Here is an 18,187-nt window from a genome sequence, read left to right on the forward strand (position 1 = left end):
CACATTAGAGTGGGCTCGACAGACAGGAGCTCCCATGTCTCAGAAGCAGCCCCGCCACGCAGCACCCAAGCCGAACCGGAACACCCGGCAACTTCGTAAGGTGCGGTTCTGGCTGGCGCCGATCCTGATCACGCTTGCCCTCATGTCGGCGCTCTCGGCGCTGTACCTGGGCGGCATTCTGAATCCGACCACCAACCTTCGCCAATTCCCGATCGCGGTGGTCAACCAGGACGCCGGACCCTACGGCAAGCAGATCACCGACGGCGTGGTGGCCGGCCTGGACAAGGAGAAGTTCGACGTCCGGGTGGTCTCCGCAGCCGAGGCCAAGCAACTGCTGGACCGGGCGCAACTCTACGGCGAGATGGTGATTCCGCCGGGGTTCTCGTCAAAGCTGCGCGACCTCGGGGAAAGCGCGGTGAGCGCCAACCGTGCCGAACGGCCGACCATCACGATCTCCACCAACCCGCGGGCGGGCACATTGGGCTCCAGCATCGCCGGTCAAACCCTGAACCAGGCCGCCTCGATCGCGAACAGCAAAGTCGGCGAACGACTTTCGGCCGATGTGGCGGCGCAGACCGGCGGTGCGCCACTGGCCGGCGCTTCGGTGCTGGCCCTGAACAGTCCGATCGACATCAAGTCGACGGTGTACAACCCGCTGCCCAACGGCACCGGAAATGGGTTGTCGGCCTTCTACTATGCGCTGTTGTTGTTGCTGGCGGGCTTCACCGGCAGCATCGTGGTGAGCACTCTGGTCGACTCGATGCTGGGTTATGTGCCAGCCGAATTCGGCCCGGTCTACCGCTTCGCCGAGCAGGTCAACATCTCGCGATTCCGCACGCTGTTGGTCAAGTGGGGGCTGATGGTGATCCTGGCGCTGGCGACGTCGGGTGTGTACATGGCCATAGCCCACGGGTTGGGGATGCCCATCACACTGGGATGGCAGCTGTGGGCCTTCGGGGTCTTCGCGATCAGCGCGGTGGGCATCACCTCGAGTTCGCTGATCGCGATCCTCGGCTCGATGGGTCTGCTGTTCAGCATGCTGGTATTCGTGATCCTCGGCTTGCCGTCGGCCGGCGCGACGGTGCCGCTGGAGGCGGTACCGCCCTTCTTCCGTTGGCTGGCCGAGTTCGAGCCCATGCACCAGGTTTTCCTCGGAGTGCGCTCACTGCTCTATCTCAACGGGCATGGGGATGCCGGATTGCGCCAGGCGTTGATCATGACCGGTATCGGCCTGCTGATCGGGCTGTTGCTCGGCGGCATCATCACCCGCATGTACGACCGCAAGGGCTTCCACCGGATTCCCGGCGCGATCGAACATGCCATCGCCGCCGAGCACCAGGCCCACCACCAACGCGAGAAGGCACGCGAAGCCGTCAGCGAGACGGCAGTCGAACCCGAGGCGTCAACCGAGCCGGCACCCCAGGACGAGGAGCCCGAGCTGGCACCGAAGCCCGAGCCTGCCTCTGAAAGTGCAAGCGGGCAAACGTAATTCGAATGCGCCCGGACCGTCATCCCACTGTTACTAAAGTTGACAGTGTGACGGATGTGGCTGATCCTGGGAGAGTTGCTTCCCCGGATATTGGCCGAAAGGGCTTCTCGTGCCGACGCCAGCTGCCGTCCTGCGCAGACTCACGGCAAGCTGTGCCGCGCTGGCGTCATGCGTCGCACTGGCGAGCACCACGGGCCAGCCGGTAGCGCGCGCCGCCGATGCGCGTGAACTGCTGGAGCAGGCGATCGCCAACACCAAGGGCTCGTATCTGGTCTACAACTTCGGCGGTGGACACTCCATGCCGCTGTTGGACGGCGCCGGCCACGCCTACGAAATGAACAACGGCGGCCACCTGATGATCATCAAACAGGCGTCGAGCCGACTGCAGCCGCACCTGCTGGTGGACAGCCACCAGGGTGACCAGGCGCGCTGCGAGAACAATGCCGGTGCGCGCACCAGTGAGGGCCTGATGCAGGCGTCCGAGGTCTACGCCCCGCTGCAGGCGTGGCAGCGCATGGGCCAGCCGACCATCGCGATCAACGCCAACTTCTTCGACGTCCGCGGCCAGAAGGCCGGTTCGTGGCGCGACACCGGGTGCAGCTCACCGCTGGGCGCCTTCGTGGACAACACCCGGGGCCAGGGCCGCGCCAACCAGGCCGTCACCGGCACCGTCGCCTACCCCGGCAAGCAGGGCCTGTCCGGGGGCGACGAATCCTGGACGTCGTTGACGACGATGATCCTGCCGGCCGGTGGTGCGCCATATGTGCTGCGGCCCAAGGGTAGAGAGGACTATGACCTGGCCACGCCGGTGATCGCCGACCTGCTGAACAAGAACGCGAAATTCGTGGCGGTGGCCGGCATCGGGCTCCTGTCGCCCGGCAACACCGCGCAGTTGCACGACGGCGGTCCCAGCGCGGCACGCACCGCCCTGGCCTACTCGAAGCAGAAAGACGAGATGTACATCTTCGAGGGCGGCAGCTACACCCCGGACAACATTCAGGACCTCTTCCGCGGCCTGGGCAGCGACACCGCGATCCTGCTCGACGGCGGCGGCTCGTCGGCGATCGTGTTGCGCCGCGACACCGGGGGCATGTGGGCCGGGGCGGGATCGCCGAAGGGCTCGTGCGACACCCGGCAGGTGCTCTGCGACTCCCACGAGCGGGCGCTGCCCAGCTGGCTCGCCTTCAACTAGTGGGCTCGGGCCCGAACCGGAAGATCAGCAGGCTGACGGCGATCACGGCGGCCGCCAGGCAGAGCACCGGCGCCACCGCCACCCGGGTGATCGTCGCCCCCACCGTCGCCCCGATGCCCATCGTCAAAACCACGCCGTAGCGCAGCTTTTCGCGATCGGCGGTGCCGCCGGCCAGGCGGCTGTCGAAACCGAGTCCGACGATCGTCGACGTCAGCACCGTGGTGGTGAGTTCCTGGATGCCGAACTGGCGTGCGCTGGAGTGCTGCAGGCCGAAGACGATGGCCATGCCGCCGATCAGCAGCAGCTTGGTGTTGTCGTTGTAGCGGCAGACACCCGCGCCGGCCAGGATCGAGAGGACGGTCAGCAGCACCACCTCGATGCCCAACGACAAGGTGATCCAGGGCCGGACCCGGACCCCGAAGTGGCGCATCAGGCGGCCGCCCAGGATCGTGCCGGCGACGAAGGTCGGGAAGGCGACGACGACGGCGGTCAGGTCGACGGTGGATCGCGGCGCGAACCAGAAGCCGAAGAAAATGACGTTGCCCGTCATGTTGGCGACGAACACATGTCCGAGCTTCAGGACCGCGATGGCGTCGGCCAGGCCCGTCGCGAACGTCAGCAACAGCAACGCCGTGACGGTCGAACGTTCGGAGACCGGAGAGATGACGGCCATGGCGGGCGCGCTACAGCTGCGGCGTCACATCCAGCGAGGTGATGGTGGTCATCCGCGTGACCAGCCAGCGATCGCCCTCGCGTTTCATCGACATCCGATAGGACAGGTACTGCAGCGACGGGATGTTCTTCTTCAGCGGGGTGGTCGCGGTGGTGTTGGTGTAGACGATCACGGTCGCGTTCGGGCCTTCGAGTGATTCGACCGCCACGCCGGTGACCTCGGTGGAGTTGGTGATTTTCAGTTGCTTGTTGGGCCCGACGACCTTCTCCTCGACGAACTTGCGGTACTGCGCGCCGAAGTCGCCGGTGAGGTACCTGCCCGCGCGGTCGGCGAGGGTGTCCATGTTCTCCGGGGTGTAGCTCCACAGCGTGGTGATCGCGTTGGCCGCGGCCCGGGCCACCTTGACCTTGACTTCGATGGTGGCCCGCTCGGCCAGGTAGGGCTGCACCATCGCGGCCGCGAATGCCGAGGACCCGACGAACAACGCCGCCACCAGGGCGATGACCACCGCGGCCACCCGGCCGGGGCGACGCTTCCGCTGTTTCTTCTGCTTCTTCTGCTTGACCGGCTTGACCGGCTTGGCTTGGGTCTCGCCCGGCTCGGCGCTGTCGGCCGGCTCGGCCTCGGAGTCCGCCCCGTCCGCTTCCGGCGAATCACCCTCAGCCGCATCGGTTTCCGTCACCGGCGCGGCGGCCTCGACGGTTTCGGCCTGGGAGTCCGCGGCCTCGGATTCGTCCCGGGCCTCGTCGGTCAGATCACCTGCTGCAGGTTGCTGATCTTCCACTGATTCCCTTCCTGCGTAGCGGTCGCCGACCAACGGTTGGTGTTCTCGAAGACCTGTTTTCCGTCCGGCGACTTGGAGGTGACGTCGGTGGCCACCAACACGGTGACGCTGCCGTCGTCGTTCCAGCGTTCCACGCCGGCTTCCAGCACCGTCCCGGTGGACCGTTCCGCGCGGGCGACCTGGAACAGGATTTCGTTGGCCTTGTCGGTGTACTGCTTGGCGAAGTCACCCGTCGCCTGGGCCATCACCCGTTCGATGTACTCGTTGGCGTGGAACGGGTCGATAGAGGTGAAGCCCGTCATGAACCACTTGACGTAGTTGACGGCCTGGGTTTCCCGCTCCGCAACATGGTCGCGGGATTGATGGTCGACGAGCATGAACGTCGACAACGCGATCGCCGCCACCATCACCACCGATGCGATCGAGGACACCACCGGCAGCGCCCACCGCCGCGGCGGGATGGACTGCGGGACGAGCAGCGGCTCCTCGCCGGGTTCGAACTTGCGCCGGGGACTCATTTGCCTTCACCCGCTGGTTTCGGCTTGGCCAGCACCGTGAGGTTGTCGACGAGCCAGTGGCCGTCGCCGCTCTTCACGAACTTCACCCTGACGCTGGCGGTGATGTAGCGGGTTTCCGGCCCATCGCCGCGGCGGCCCTGCAGGAACAGCAGCATCGTCGCGGTGTCCGGGGTGGCATCCAATACCGAGTTCGTGGAACCCCAGTACTCGTTGATGACGGGCTGGCCCTTCTGCACCGCCTCCTGCTGGGCGGCCAGCTCACGGCGATATCGGTCGGTGGTCAGGTTCAGGGCACGGGCGAAATCGTCCTTCAGGTTCTTCGGGTCGTACGTCAGCATCTGGGCGACGATCTTGGGACCCTGCGTCGAGATCTCCGCGCGGGTCCGGTCAGTGGCCTGGGCCCGGGCGTAGACCACCCCGTAGCCCACGCCGGCACCGCCCAGACACAGCAGCGCCGCGACAGCCAGCGCCACCGCCGTCCACTGCCGTACCTTCTCGGCCCGCTCGTGAGGTACGACGCGCAGCACCTCGGTGCGCAGCAGCATGTCGGCGAAGGTGCGGCGCTGCGAATCCCACAGCGGCCAGAACCAGCCCACCAACAGCGCGGCGGTGTCGATCAGGTGTGCCAGGTCGCGTAACAGCAGCCACCACGGGCTGATTTCTTTCCCGTCGCGCCGAGTGACGGCGATGCCGAACTGTGCGCGTCCCAGACTCCAGCCGGTCACCGTCGGCAGCAACAGCCGGTTGACCAGCACCGCCAGGACAGCGAGGGCGCACACGACCATGCACACCCACCACCACGCGCGGTACGGCGGCAGCGTGAACGAAACCAGCGCCATGGTGGTTGCCACGGCCAGTCCGGCCAGCACGTCGACGGCAAACGCCGCAACGCGCACATGCCAAGGCGCCAAGGCCTTCTCGGGTAAGTCCTGGGCGGCGGTCCGGGTCTTTTCGACCACCACCGTCACTTCGTCACCTGGTCGAGCTTGGAGATCTTGTAGGTCCCCTCGGTCGGCGCCATCCGCACCCGCAGGCGGTAACCGGTCTCCTGGTTCTGCTGCTGGTCGTTGGAGACGTTGATGCGCAGGGCGATGAGGACGTCGACCGAGCCGTCGGGATTGTTGCGCTCGACGGCCGCCCGCATGTCGGACACCTTCAGGTGCACGTTGGCAGCCTGGTACGCCTGCACCAGCATGCTGCTGTAGAGCAGTGCCTGGGTGCGGTACTGGTCGGTGCCGCAGTCGACGATCTTCTGTTCGCTGGCCGCCATGCTGCTGATGTCCGGCGCCTGCGTCGCGGCGACGCAATCCTTGGCCACGCTCAGTGCCGCAGCGTCGTTGCGCTGCAACGCCGCGATGTCCTGGTGAGACCTCAAGGCGTAATAGCCGCCGCCCGCGATGGCGCCCGCCATGATCAGCAGGACCGCCGCGATCCCGACCACCCAGGCCCGGCCAACCCGGGATTTACCCCGTTCGACGGCAGGTTCACCTGCGGTCTCGAGGTTGGAAGGGTCGGCTCCGGCCTCGGATTCCTGGGAATCCTCGTCCGTAACCTCGGCGTCAGTCGGGTCGGCTCCGGCCTCGGATTCCTGCGAATCCTCGGTCAGGACATCCGTGCCCTGCGAATCGTCCTCGTTGATGGGGTTCAGCCGGCTGGTGCCAGCATCTCCTTCCATCCGTCGTCTCCTGTTTTCATCGAGTTTGCGACGGAGTATTTGACCCCGTCGGGCCCCACCAGCTCACCACTCTGCGGACTGTAGACCGCAGAGGGGGGCCCGCCCGGAGTGTAGACGCAGGGGTTGGGCTGTTGTCCGTTGCACTGCACCGCGCCGGTGCCGGGACGTGTCAGCGGGTCGCTGATCGGCGGCGGCGTGCCACCCGGCGGGAGCCGGTCGGCCGGCGCCGGGTTCATCCCGTTGTTGACCGACGGCGCGGGTACGACGAGCCCCGGCTTGACCGGCTGGTCACACCGCGCGGCGGGCGCCGGGCAGGTCAGCAGCTGGTTCGGGTCGCCGTACCAGGGGTTGGTACCAGCCGGCTCATACGGCTTGGTGCTGCGGCATTCGCGCGGCGTCGCGGCCCGCTTGCCGGGCACGTCGACACAGGGGATGTTGCGCGATCCACGCACGCTGTTGGCCGGGGTGTCCATCGGGATCTTGCAGTACGTCCCGACCGGCAGCGGCTGCGTGCTGGTGTCGGCGAACGACCGCCACTGCTCGGCCGGAATGAAGCCGGTCAGGCAGGGGGGCGGCTGGTTGATCGCCAGCGCGAGGTCCAGGGCCGCCATGTTCGGGAACGGCGCGGCCACCGTCTGTGCGATCGAAGCGCCCTGCGGCAGGAACACCAGGACCTGCTCGAGGCCCTTGTGGTATCGCTTGAGCAGGTCGAACACGACCTCGAGGTTGGCCAACGTCTGCGGCAGCGAGTCACGGACGTCGGTGAACACCTCATTCACCTGGTCCGCCGTCGGAGCGGCCTGGGTCAGCACGCTGCGCAGGTGCTGGTCCTCCTGGGCGCTCTGAGCTGCCAGCGTGTTCAGGTTGCGCGCCCAGCGCTCGATCGCGCTGCCGGAGTCGACCTGGCTCTGCAGGATCGGTCCGGAGTTCTGGATGATGTCGTTGACGTCGTTGATCTGGGTGTGGAAGTCGCCCACGATCGCCTGCGTCGCGTCCACCAGCCGTTGCAGGGCCGGTCCCAGTCCACCGACCGCCAGCGCCGTCTCGTCGAGCAGCTTCGGGATCTTCTCCTTGGGCAACACCGCGAGGCCGCGGTTGGCGGTGTCCAGCGCCGGGCCGATCTCGCTGGGCACGGTGCCCTTGGTGATGGTCTGGCCGGAGGCGAAGAACTTTCCGGGGTCACCCGTGGAGACCAGGTCCAGATACTGCTCACCGACCGCCGACACCGAGTGCACGTTCGCGGTGGCATCGATCGGGATCTTGTAGCGGCTGTCGATGCTCAGCGTCGCCTTCGCACCCGACGGGGTCGGCTCCACCTCGGTGACCTTGCCGATCGTGATGCCGCGGTAGGTCACGTTGGCGGTCGGGTACAGACCGCCCGAGGCCGGCAGGTTCGCGGTCAGCTCGTAGCGCCCGATCCCGACCAGCGTCGGAATCTGCAGGTAGTAGATGCCCAGCACGGACAGCGCGACCACTGTCAGAGTCAGGAACAGCCACAGCTGGCGCTTGATGAAGGGTGTCAGCATTGGCCTCGCTCCGCCCTTTCAACCAAAGGCCCGCCCGGTGCGTCGTTCGGGTTCGACGTGTAGCGAACGTCGGGGATCATCGTCTCCGGGTCGCGCCCGAAGGACTGCTCCAAGGCCCGCAGGGCTCCGGAGAACCCGGTACCCGTCAGCACCGCGTTGTCCATGGCGCTGTAGGTCACGTCGAGCGTCGCCGACACGTTCTGGTAGTCGCCGCGGAAGATCTTCGGCACCGCGTCGATGTCGAACGGCTGCGTCAGGATCAGCTTCAGCGCGCCGATCAGGTACGGCGAGCCGCGGCCGAGTTCCCGCAGCGGGCACTGCAGCGACTCGAGGTCGGTGTGCAGGTTGCCGCGCGCTTCCGACAGGTACTGGTCGGCGGCACCGCTCAGCCGGCCCACCGAGTCCACCGCGTTGATCAGCAGGTTCTTGGTGTCCGCGAAATGCTTGATCAGCGGCGGGAAGTCGGTGAGCACCCGTTCCAGCACGTCGTTGCGGTTACCCACGTAGCTCAGCAGGCGGTTCGTCGAATCGATGGCGTGGGTGATGTCATCGCGCTGCTCGTTGAGCTGACGGGTGAACGTGTCCAGCCGGTTCAGGAAGCCGCGAATCTGGTCGCCGCGCCCGTGGAAGATCGCGTAGATCTCGTTCTGCAGCACTTCCAGGTTCGGGATGCCGCCACCGCGCAGGATCAGCGAGACGACCGCCAGCGTCTGCTCGATGTTGGGATAGGCCGACGAGTTCTTCAGCGGGATGGTGTCGCCGTTGCGCAGCAGTTCCTTCGACGGGTTCTCCGGCGACAGCAACTCGACGTGCTGCGACCCCAGCAAGCTGGTCTGGCCGATCTTCAGGATGGTGTTCTTCGGGAGCTTGGTGTCCTTCTTCAGCCCCAGCGTCAGGGTGGCGATCCAGTTCTTCAGCTCGATCTTGCGGATCGAGCCCACCTCGACGTCGGCGACCATCACCTTGCTGTTGCCGTTGATCGCCAGCGTGTCCGGCACCTGGGCGTAGACGGTGTAAGCGTCGCTGCCACTGCCGGGTGCGCCAGGGATCGCGACCTGCGAGATGCCTTTCCAGCCACAGGAACTCAGCATCAGGGTGGCCACCAGCAACACCAGCACCTGCCAGGTGCCGCGGCGGATCCTGCCCAGCATCCCTATCACTGACCCCCTCCTACCTCAGCTGGCAGCGGTGCGCCGACCGCGGCGGCCGGACCCGGGTAACCGGGCACCGGAGCGACCGGTCCCGGGATCACCCCGGGTCCAGGCGGCGGCGGCGGCACCGGTACCTGCGCCTGCAGGCCGACGGGCGGCAGCACCGGGTACTCGTCGTACGCGTTGGGCGGTCCCGGCGGAGTCTGCAGGGTGGACTGAACCGGCTGAATGTCGGGTCCACCCATCAGTTCGGCCAGCGACTCGGGGGTCATCAGACCCGCGGTGATCGGACCGACCTGCTGACCCTGCATGCCCGGCGCCACGATCCAGCCCTGCTGGGTGTTCTTGTGCGACGTCGGGGTGTCGGGCACCCAGATGCCGGGCACGGTCGTGTCCTTGTATCCGGGCGGTGGTTGCAGCCGCGGCTCGGAGTACGCGACGTGCTTGGGCAGGATTTCGGCGGTGTTGAACGCGTTCAACCCGAACGGGAAGTAGTTGAACTTGATCGCGTCGAGCACCGGCGCCAGGTACTGAGCGCACAGCTCAGCGGATTCCTGGTATCCCAGCCGGCTGCCGGCCTGCACCGAGCTGCAGATGAACTGCATCGGGTTGGCGAAGCTGGTGATCTCCGGAACGTAGACCACCGATCCGTGGGCCGGGTGGTAGATCTGGTTGACGTTGGCGGCCGCCGTCGGCAGCACGTGCAACGCCGTCTCCAGCCCGTTCAACGGCTCCGGCTGCAGCAACGTGTTGGTCACCGTCGCCAAATTGTTGACGTCGTGGGTCAGCACCTCGCGGTTCTTGTCCAGGAACGGCCTGACCGTGGTGAGCAGGCTGTCGAGCTGCCGCAGCGCGCTGGCCAGCGCCTGGTCCGAGCTGGCGAGCCGGCCCGTGACGTCCGCGAGGTTCTGGTTGAGCGCGACGAACTGCTTGTCGTCCTGGTGCAGCGCGTTGACGAACAGCGCCAGGCTCTTGACCACTGCGAAGAAGTCGCCGCGGCCTTCGTTGAGCGCCGTCAGCGCCCGCGACAGGCTGTCCAGCGTGGTGTTGAGCTGCTTGCCCTTGCCCTCCAGGCCGTTGGCGAACGAGTTGATCACCTCACCGAACGGCCCGGTCGGCTGCGCTTCGGTAGGACCGAGCTTCGAGATGATGTTGGTGATGCTGTTACGCAGCTCGTCCCACTCGACCGGCACCTGGGTGCGCTCCATCGGGATGACCGCGTTGTTGGCCAGCACCGGGCCGCCCTTGTAAGGCGGCTCGAGCTGGATGGCCCGCGATGCGACCAGGGTCGGGTTGAGGATCACCGCGGAGGCGTTGGCCGGAACCTTGTACTGGTTCTCGTAGTGAAAGGTGACCTTCATCTTGTCGCCGGCCGGTTCGATCTTGTCGATCAAGCCCACCTTGAGGCCCATGATCTGGACCTTGTCTCCCGCGTAGAGAGCGTTGGCGGCCGAGAAATACGCGGTGACGTAGTTGTTCGTCAGCTTCTTGTACAGCTGCCAGCCGACGAACGCGGCGACGAGAGCCAGCACCACGATCAGCGTCCCGATGATGACCGTGGCCCGGGACATCCTCGGCAGCCGGATGTTGCGGATGTCAAAGATGGTGCTCAATTCTGGCTACCTCCCGCTGCGCCGCTACCGCCCGAACCACCCGGGTTGATGAACGGTGCCGGTAACTGGTTCCCCGGCCCCGGCGGGGCCGGCGGACCCGGGGGGAGCCCCGGTGCGAATGTCGATGGTGGTGCCACCGGCCCCGCCGGTCCCAGCGGCTCGGTACGAGCCCCCGGTGGGGCGTTGGGCGGCAGCGGAACCGGCGTACCCGGTGCGTTCGGGGCCGGCTCACCCGGCCGTCCGGCGATCGGGATGCCCGGCACGTCCTGCACCCCGTTCGGGTTGGGCGGTGACACCTGAACGTCCAGCGGCGCCGGGAAACCCGGACCACCGAAGGGACCGATCGCGGTACCCGCACACGGCAACGGGTTGGCCGGGCTGGGGATGCCATCGGCGGCCGGGGTGTACGAGCACGGCGAGCCGGGGGGCACGGCCGGACCCGGGTGCTCCGGGGTGCCTTCCAGGACCAGCGGTCCCGGCGGCGGGGCGCCGTTGGGGAACCGGGTGCCGTTGGGGTCCGGGAACCGGTAGGCCGGCAGCCCGGCGCTACGCCAGAAGTCCTCGGGGCTCAGACCGCGCTTCTTGAACGCGGCATCGATGAAAGGCTGAATGATCTGCCCGGGGACCAGGTTGTGGATGACCACCTTGAAGAACGGCCCGGAGGCGATCGACTCGTTGAGCGACGGCAGGAACCCGCCGACCATCAACAGGCCGTTGGCCAGGTCGTCCTTGCGCTCGACCAGCAGGTCGCTGACGGTGCGCAGCTGCTCGAGCACGTGGTTCAGGTTGGGGTTGTCATTGATGAGGCCCTGGACCTGCGTCGAGAAGGCGGCGACGTTGCCCAGCAGTGCGTCGATGGCGCGGCCGCGCTCGTTGAAGGCAGCCAACAGCGTCTTGGCGTTGACCAGCAACCGGTCCACCTGCTGGCTGCGGTCACCCAGCACGCTGGCCACCTGGTTGGCCTGGGCCAGCAGATGCTTGATCTCCTCGTCGCGCTTGCCGATGGTGTCGGAGAACTTCGCTACGCCATCGAGTGCGGGGCTCAGCTGCGGGTAGGTCTGGTCGATCGTCTCCGACAGCACGTGCAGCGACTTCTTGACCGTGTCGATGTCCCAGCCGGTGGCCGCCTTGGTGACGTCGAGGAACGCGTCGTAGATCTGGTACGGCGTGGTGCTCTGGCCCAGCGGCAAGGTGCCGTTCGGCCGCAGCGGCTGGTTTCCGCGGGCCTCGATCTCGAGCACCTTCTTGCCCAGCAGCGTGTCGGTGCGGATGTTCAGCCGGCTCTCGGTGCCGATGCTCTCGGTGCCGATGGAGAACTTCATCAGGATGTGGTCGCCGTCGATGCTGATGGCCTCGACCTTGCCGACATCCATGCCCGCGATGCGGACCTTGTCACCCTTGTTGATGCCACCGGTGTCGGTGAACTGCCCGAAGTAGCTGGGCTTGGCCATCAACATCGGGACACTGGTGAAGCTCTGACCCACCCCGATGACCAGCAGCGTCACCAGGATGCCCATGAGTCCGATCTTGAGGCGGTTGGGCGGTTCCAGCGTTCTCATTGCGGCGCGCACCTCCCGGTCGGCTGGTGGAAGAGGCGGACGGTGCGAACCGGCCCACCAGCCTGCAGACCGTTGATCCGGAGGCTGATGTCGCAGGAGTAGAAGTTCACGAAGTCGCCGTAGGAGCCGATGGCGCGGCCGATCGAGTTCAGCGCGGAGGGCACCTTGTGCAGGAAGTCGCTGAGCTGCTCCCGCTGGTCGATCAACGGCTGCTGGACGGTGTCGAGGTAGTTGATCGCCTTGTGCAGCAGCGCCCGGTCCTCGCTCAGCAGGTCGGCCACCGTGCCGGCGGCGTTACTGATGTTCGCCGTTCCGCCGGCCAGGGAATCGCCGTGGTCCTTCAACCCGGTGATGAGCACCTCCAGGTTGTTGACGGTCTGATCGAAGTCCTTGCGGTGACGGACGGTGGTGTCCAGCACCTTGTTGAGGTTCGTGACCACCTCGCCGATCGCCTGGTCCCGCTCGCCCAACTGCGAGGTGACCTGCGCGGTTTGCTGCAGGATGTCGTTGATCGTGCCCCCCTGGCCCTGGAACACGGTGATCAGCGCCGAGGCGATGGTGTTGACCTTGTCCGGGTTCAGCGCCCGGAAGATCGGCTTGAAGCCGCCGATCAGCGCGTCGAGGTCGAGCGCGGGCGTGGTGCGCGCCATCGGGATGAATCCGCCCGGCTGCATGACCTTGTCCTGACCGTCGCCCTCGCCACGCTTGAGCTCCAGGTAGCGGTTGCCGATCAGGTCGAGGTAGCGGATCGACGCGGTCGTGGACTGATACAGCGGAATCGAGCGGTCAACGTCGAAGTTGACCCGCACCCGCTTGCCGCCGTCGATCAGTTGCAGGTCCTTGACCTTGCCGATCTCCACTCCGGATGCGCGCACGAACTGGCCGGCGCGCAACCCGCTGACATTGCTGAACTCGGCGGAGTAGGAGTTGGTCCGGTCGAAGCGGATCTGACCGAACACGATGATGATCATGATGCTGAACATCAGCAGCACCACAGCGAAGACGCTGAGCTTGACGAGAGTTCCGGTGATTTTCATGGGTTGATCGTGTTATCCCCTACCTGACGGCCCCAGACGTACTCGTTCACAAAGGGCGACCCGACCTCCAAGTGGTTATAAGGCGCAAGGCTGTTGCCGGTGTCCATCACCAGTTCCGGCGCCGGCCACAGTTGCCGGGTGATCTGCTGCCAGCAACCCGGTGCCCCGCCCGGTCCACCGTGGGCGTTCACCCGCGGCAGGTTCTCCGGGTAGGTGTAGGGGTTCGGCGCGCCACCGATCACTCCGGCAGCCAGCCCGCCGACCTGCGAGAGCAGTAGCGGAACCAGCGATACGGGGTTAAGCATCAGGCCCAGGGCGGACAGGATCTGGGAGTGGCTGTTCAGCGAATAGCCGTTGCCACCCAGGAACTGGTAGGCCTTGGGCTCGATGTCGTGGTAGTTGTGCAGCGTGCAGTACAGCTCCGGGCTGTAGGTGTCGAGCAACTGCGCGGTGGGCACCAGGTCGGCGGCGCCGCGGGCCAGGTACGGCCCGCCGCGCTCGAAGATGTCCGCGCCGGTGTTGCCGAACCCGGCGGCCGCCAGCAGCGCCTGGTCCAGGTCCTTCTGCTGGGCGTTGATACTGCGGGCTGTCGGCACCGAATTGTTCAGGAAGTCGATCAGGTCCGGCGCGGCGTTCGCGTACACGTCGCCGAGGGCGGCGAGCTGCTGGATGTCGCGGCGGGCCTGCGGCATCTGCGGGTTGACGTCGTCGAGGATGGCGTTGCCGTTGACGATCGACTGGCCGAAGCGGTCGCCCAGTCCGGTCAGGGACTGCGCGGCGGCACTCAGCGTCAGGTTCAGCTTGACCGGGTCGACTTTCTCCGAGATCGAGGTCAGGGTCTGGAACAGGGTGTTGATTTCGGTCGTCACGCCGGAGGCGTTGATCACGCCGTTCGGCCGGAGATGACCTCGCGAGATGATGTCGCCTTTGTCATCTTTGGGCGTGGTCAGCGATATGTACTTGCCGCCGAACACCGTCGTCGCCTTGATCTGCGCGTCGACGTTCTCCGGGACCACCCCATTAGCGCCGAGAAATTCCGGATAGATATCCAGGGAAAATTTTGCGGCCGGCTTGCCGTCGCGGTTGATCTCCTGGATCGTGTCGACCCGACCGATCTGAACCCCGTTGTAGGTGACCTTTGAGCCCGGATCCATCACCAGCCCGGCCCGGTCGCTGTACATCGTCAGCTTCGCCTTCTCGGTGAAGTCACCGCGAAACTGTATGTAGACGACTGTGAGCACGAGTAGCAGCACAACTACGGCCGAGATGCCGATCAGCTTGTACGGCGGGTTCTTTACCTTGTTGACCTTCCCCGGAGTCGTCATGGCGCTACACCGTCAATGCGAAGTTGGGGTTGACGCCGTAGAGCGCCAACGCGGCGGACAGAACAACCACCTGAACCGAGATCAGGGAGAACCGCATCGATCGGCCGACCGCCTCGCCGACGCCGACCGGTCCGCCGCCGGCATTGAACCCGTAGTAGCAGTGGGTCACCATCACGATTCCCGCGATGATGATCGCCTCCAGAAATGACCAGAACACGTCGTCGGGGCGGAGGAAGGTCCGGAAGTAGTGTTCGTAGGTGCCGCTCGACTGTCCGTACAACAGCGTCGTAACGACCTGCGGGGAGAGAAAAGCCATAATCATCGCCAGCGCGTATAGCGGGATGATCACCACCAGCCCGGCGACCACACGGGTGGAGGTCAGGTAGGAAATGGACTTGATTCCCATCACTTCCAGCGCGTCGATTTCCTCGCTGATCCGCATTGCACCCAGCTCGGCCGTGGCGCCGGCTCCGACCGTCGCTGCCAGCGAGATTCCAGTGACGACGGGGGCGGCGATTCGCACGTTGATCAGCGCGGAGAAGAACCCCGTGAAGGCCTCGACACCGATGTTGCCCAGCGTGGCAAAGCCCTGGATGGCAATCAGCGAACTGCCGGACAACGTCACAAAGCCGACGATCGCGGCAGTACCGCCGACGACCGCCATTGCGCCGGTGCCCATCCCGATCTGAGCGATCAGCCGCAGGGTCTCCTTGCGGTAGTAATGAATCGCATGCGGGATCTGCCCCAGGCTGGTCAGGACGAACCAGGCTAGCTGGCCGGTCTCGTCCAGACCCCGGGTCACCGAACCCGCGTACTTGTTGACGTTGGCCGTCGCCCGCGGGAACCGCGACCGGACTACCGCTGCTGTCGACATCGTTAGTGCCCCGTCCCGAATCGAACGCCGATCGTGGTCAATATGACGTTCACCGCATACAAGGCCACCACGCACAGCACCACGGTCTCGTTGACCGCCGTGCCCAGCCCCTTGGAACCACCGCGCACCGTCAACCCGCGGTAGCAACCGACTAACCCGGCGATCAACCCGAACGTCGCCGCCTTGATCATCGCGATGATCACCTCGGGCAGCCCGGTGATCGTGGTCAGCGTCGCCAGATACGCCCCACCGGAAACGTTCTGCAGATACACCCCGAACAGGTAGCCACCAACCAGTCCCACCGTGATCACCAGGGCGTTGAGCAGCGTCGCGACCACCGTCGCCGCGATCACCCGGGGCACCACCAGCCGGTGGATCGGGTCGATGCCGAGCACTTCCATCGCGTCGATCTCTTCACGGACGGTGCGGGCGCCCAGATCGGCGCAGATCGCTGTCGAACCGGCGCCGGCCACCACCAGCACTGTGGTCAAGGGACCGAGCTGGGTGACCGCCGCAATGGCCGCTCCCGCACCCGATAGGTCGGCGGCGCCGAACTGCGAAAGCAGCACGTTGAGTGTGAAGATAAGCAGCACCGTCAGCGGGATCGACACCATGATCGTGGGCAGCAACGCCACCCGCATGATGAACCAGCATTGCAGGACCAACTCGCCCCACTGAAACGGCCGCCGGAACAAGGCCCGGCCGGTCAACACGCACATCCGGAAGAACCCGCCGATCAGAGTCAGTGGCGACTCGAATCGATCGCGCAGGAATCCGACCAGATGCGGTCGAGTGGATGTCGTCACGATTGCCCCTTCACATTGGGGCCGCTCGTGTCGCGGCGCCGCGGCGATTGGTGTCGCACGCCTCCTCCTTGCCCCGACCCTACGTGTGTGACCAACGGCTCCCTACCCGCAGGTAGTAACGGAGACCACAGGAATGTACCCGATGGTCGCCCAGGTGTGTATAGCAACTCGACAATTGACATCACGTCAGCACCTAGCAAACATGTCGGCCTCGTCAGCTTTCCTCTCTGGTGGCAGATTTCGTTGTGACAGAACGATTTCCAGAGTCGTCGCCGACCCCGTAGCGCAAACGCAGCTCAGTCTTGAGCACCTTCCCGGCGGGGTTGCGCGGCAGGGCGTCCACGATCTCGAGCGCCTTGGGGTGCTTGTACCGCGCAAGCCGCTCGGTCAAGTACTCATCTAGCTCTTCGATCCGGAGGTGGCCTTCCGTTACAGCGGCGACGGCGACTGGAACCTCGCCCCATCGCTCATCGACCCGGCCGATCACCGCGACCTCGACGATGCGCTCATGGCCGGCCAGAACGTTCTCGACCTCCGCGCAGTAGATGTTCTCGCCGCCGGAGATGATCATGTCCTTCTTGCGGTCCACGACCCACACGTAGCCATCGGCGTCCATCCGGACCAGGTCGCCGGAGTGGAACCAGCCGCCGGCGAAAGCCTCCGCGGTGGCCTCCGGATTGTTCCAGTAGCCACTCATCAATGTCGGTGCGCGATAGACGATCTCGCCGACCTCGCCGACCGGCACGTCGTTCATGTTGTCGTCGACGACCCGTGCGGCAACCGTCGGGATCACCCGGCCGACCGATCCCCGCTTGCGGATGGCGTCGTCGCCGAGCAGCATGCACGTCACCGGCGACATCTCGGTCTGGCCGAACGCGGCCAGGATCTGGGTGCCCGGAAAGATCTCGGACATCTTTCGCAGCAACACATCTGGCGCCGGCGCGGCACCCCACGACATCACTCGCAACCGCAGGTCGCGCGGCCTTGCCTGCTGCTCCGCGCACACCGCCTGCCACTGCGCGGGAACCAGGAATATGCCGGTGACCCTCTCGGCCTCCAATACGTCGAGCAGCTGGCCGGGCTCGAACGCGCCGAGCGGGTAGATCACGGTCGGGAGGCCGAGCAGCATCCCGGAGAGCACATTGCCGATCCCGGCGATGTGGAACAACGGGACACCGATGAAGCCGACGTCGTTGTTGAGGTCGACGCCACTGGTGTAGAGCATGGTCATCGTCTGACCGGTGAGGTTGGCGTGGGTGAGCACCGCACCCTTGGGCCGCCCCGTGGTGCCCGATGTGTACATGATCAGCGCCGGGGAGTCGTTCGGGATGTCAACCGGGGCGGGCGCATCGCCCGCCTCATTCATAAGGTCTTCATAGAAGAGGACGTCGTCATCGGCGCTGTCGCCTGCCACCACCACCGTGTCCAGCAGTGGAGCGATCTGCCGTACGCCCGTCGCCACCGGGGCGAGGACCGCTTCGGTGATGACCACGCGGGCCCCGCTGTCCTCGACCAGGAAGGCGATCTCCGAAGGGGTGAGCCGGAAGTTCAACGGGACGGCGATCGCTCCCAACATGTTGGCGGCCAGCACCGACTCGACGAACTCGGGGCGGTTGAGCATCAACACCATCACCCGGTCGCCGGGGCCGACGCCACGGCGGCTCAGCGCGCCGGCCAGCGCCGTCACGCGACCCCGCAGCCCCGCCCACGTCAGCGTGCGGCCCAGGAATCTCAGCGCCGGCGCGTCCGGCTGCATCATCGCGTGCCGTTCGAGCTGGTTCACCCAGTTCTGGCGGCGAGCAAGATACGGCTGCTCGAGCGCTTCGGAATGGGCCTGCGTCCGGTGGCCGGCCAGTTGGGCGGTCAATATGCCTTCCCTTCACTCGCGCACCGCTTGCGTCAGGCTGATATTTGATAAAACATGTGTTGTCTGGGTCACACTAACGGCCGCTGAGGTCGCTAACA

16 protein-coding genes are annotated in these 18,187 nt (G+C 65.9%); 2 read left to right on the forward strand and 14 right to left on the reverse strand.

Annotated elements, in window-relative coordinates; translation table 11 throughout:
• Positions 1 to 34: 34 nt before the first annotated feature.
• Together AO501_RS07080 and AO501_RS07085 are read left to right on the forward strand one after the other, a co-directional pair.
• Positions 35 to 1,489, forward strand: coding sequence for a YhgE/Pip domain-containing protein (locus AO501_RS07080; protein ID WP_055577053.1), 1,455 nt, complete (start codon positions 35 to 37; stop codon positions 1,487 to 1,489).
• Positions 1,490 to 1,598: 109 nt separating this feature from the next.
• Positions 1,599 to 2,681, forward strand: coding sequence for a phosphodiester glycosidase family protein (locus AO501_RS07085; RefSeq protein ID WP_055577054.1), 1,083 nt, complete (start codon positions 1,599 to 1,601; stop codon positions 2,679 to 2,681).
• Here the strand turns inward: AO501_RS07085 and AO501_RS07090 are convergent.
• From AO501_RS07090 to fadD5, 14 genes are all read right to left on the reverse strand, one after another.
• Complete coding sequence (locus tag AO501_RS07090; RefSeq protein WP_055577055.1) at positions 2,674 to 3,354, reverse strand: YoaK family protein; 681 nt, start codon at positions 3,352 to 3,354, stop codon at positions 2,674 to 2,676. The two genes, AO501_RS07085 and AO501_RS07090, sit on opposite strands and share 8 nt — an antisense overlap.
• Before the next feature lie 10 nt (positions 3,355 to 3,364).
• Positions 3,365 to 4,138 carry a hypothetical protein gene (locus AO501_RS07095; RefSeq protein ID WP_055577056.1) on the reverse strand — a complete coding sequence of 258 codons (774 nt, stop codon included), beginning with the start codon at positions 4,136 to 4,138 and terminating at the stop codon, positions 3,365 to 3,367.
• Entirely contained in the window at positions 4,105 to 4,656 is a 552-nt protein-coding gene (locus tag AO501_RS07100) for a mammalian cell entry protein (RefSeq protein ID WP_055577057.1), read from the reverse strand. Before AO501_RS07100 ends, AO501_RS07095 begins: the two co-directional genes overlap by 34 nt.
• A complete protein-coding gene (locus AO501_RS07105) occupies positions 4,653 to 5,624 on the reverse strand; it encodes an RDD family protein (RefSeq protein WP_055577058.1) in 972 nt (323 codons plus the stop codon). The genes AO501_RS07100 and AO501_RS07105 overlap by 4 nt, the downstream gene beginning before the upstream one ends.
• Entirely contained in the window at positions 5,621 to 6,331 is a 711-nt protein-coding gene (locus tag AO501_RS07110; protein WP_055577059.1) for a hypothetical protein, read from the reverse strand. Before AO501_RS07110 ends, AO501_RS07105 begins: the two co-directional genes overlap by 4 nt.
• A complete protein-coding gene (locus tag AO501_RS07115) occupies positions 6,301 to 7,857 on the reverse strand; it encodes a virulence factor Mce family protein (RefSeq protein ID WP_055577060.1) in 1,557 nt (518 codons plus the stop codon). Before AO501_RS07115 ends, AO501_RS07110 begins: the two co-directional genes overlap by 31 nt.
• Complete coding sequence (locus AO501_RS07120) at positions 7,851 to 9,008, reverse strand: virulence factor Mce family protein (RefSeq protein WP_055577061.1); 1,158 nt, start codon at positions 9,006 to 9,008, stop codon at positions 7,851 to 7,853. The genes AO501_RS07115 and AO501_RS07120 overlap by 7 nt, the downstream gene beginning before the upstream one ends.
• 5 nt (positions 9,009 to 9,013) lie before the next feature.
• A complete protein-coding gene (locus AO501_RS07125; RefSeq protein WP_055577062.1) occupies positions 9,014 to 10,621 on the reverse strand; it encodes a virulence factor Mce family protein in 1,608 nt (535 codons plus the stop codon).
• A complete protein-coding gene (locus AO501_RS07130) occupies positions 10,618 to 12,180 on the reverse strand; it encodes a virulence factor Mce family protein (protein ID WP_055577080.1) in 1,563 nt (520 codons plus the stop codon). Before AO501_RS07130 ends, AO501_RS07125 begins: the two co-directional genes overlap by 4 nt.
• Positions 12,177 to 13,217, reverse strand: a complete 1,041-nt coding sequence (locus tag AO501_RS07135; protein ID WP_055577063.1) for a virulence factor Mce family protein — start codon at positions 13,215 to 13,217, stop codon at positions 12,177 to 12,179. Before AO501_RS07135 ends, AO501_RS07130 begins: the two co-directional genes overlap by 4 nt.
• Positions 13,214 to 14,542 carry an MCE family protein gene (locus AO501_RS07140; protein WP_055577064.1) on the reverse strand — a complete coding sequence of 443 codons (1,329 nt, stop codon included), beginning with the start codon at positions 14,540 to 14,542 and terminating at the stop codon, positions 13,214 to 13,216. Before AO501_RS07140 ends, AO501_RS07135 begins: the two co-directional genes overlap by 4 nt.
• A 4-nt stretch (positions 14,543 to 14,546) precedes the next feature.
• Positions 14,547 to 15,416, reverse strand: coding sequence for an MlaE family ABC transporter permease (locus AO501_RS07145; RefSeq protein WP_055577065.1), 870 nt, complete (start codon positions 15,414 to 15,416; stop codon positions 14,547 to 14,549).
• A gap of 2 nt (positions 15,417 to 15,418) precedes the next feature.
• Positions 15,419 to 16,222, reverse strand: coding sequence for an MlaE family ABC transporter permease (locus AO501_RS07150; protein WP_055577066.1), 804 nt, complete (start codon positions 16,220 to 16,222; stop codon positions 15,419 to 15,421).
• Positions 16,223 to 16,436: 214 nt separating this feature from the next.
• The gene (gene fadD5 / locus AO501_RS07155; protein ID WP_055577067.1) at positions 16,437 to 18,089 is read right to left on the reverse strand and encodes a fatty-acid--CoA ligase FadD5; all 1,653 of its coding nucleotides are present in this window, start codon (positions 18,087 to 18,089) and stop codon (positions 16,437 to 16,439) included.
• Positions 18,090 to 18,187: the final 98 nt, after the last annotated feature.

It is taken from the genome of Mycobacterium gordonae, from assembly GCF_001417955.2.
Lineage (GTDB): Bacteria > Actinomycetota > Actinomycetes > Mycobacteriales > Mycobacteriaceae > Mycobacterium > Mycobacterium gordonae_B.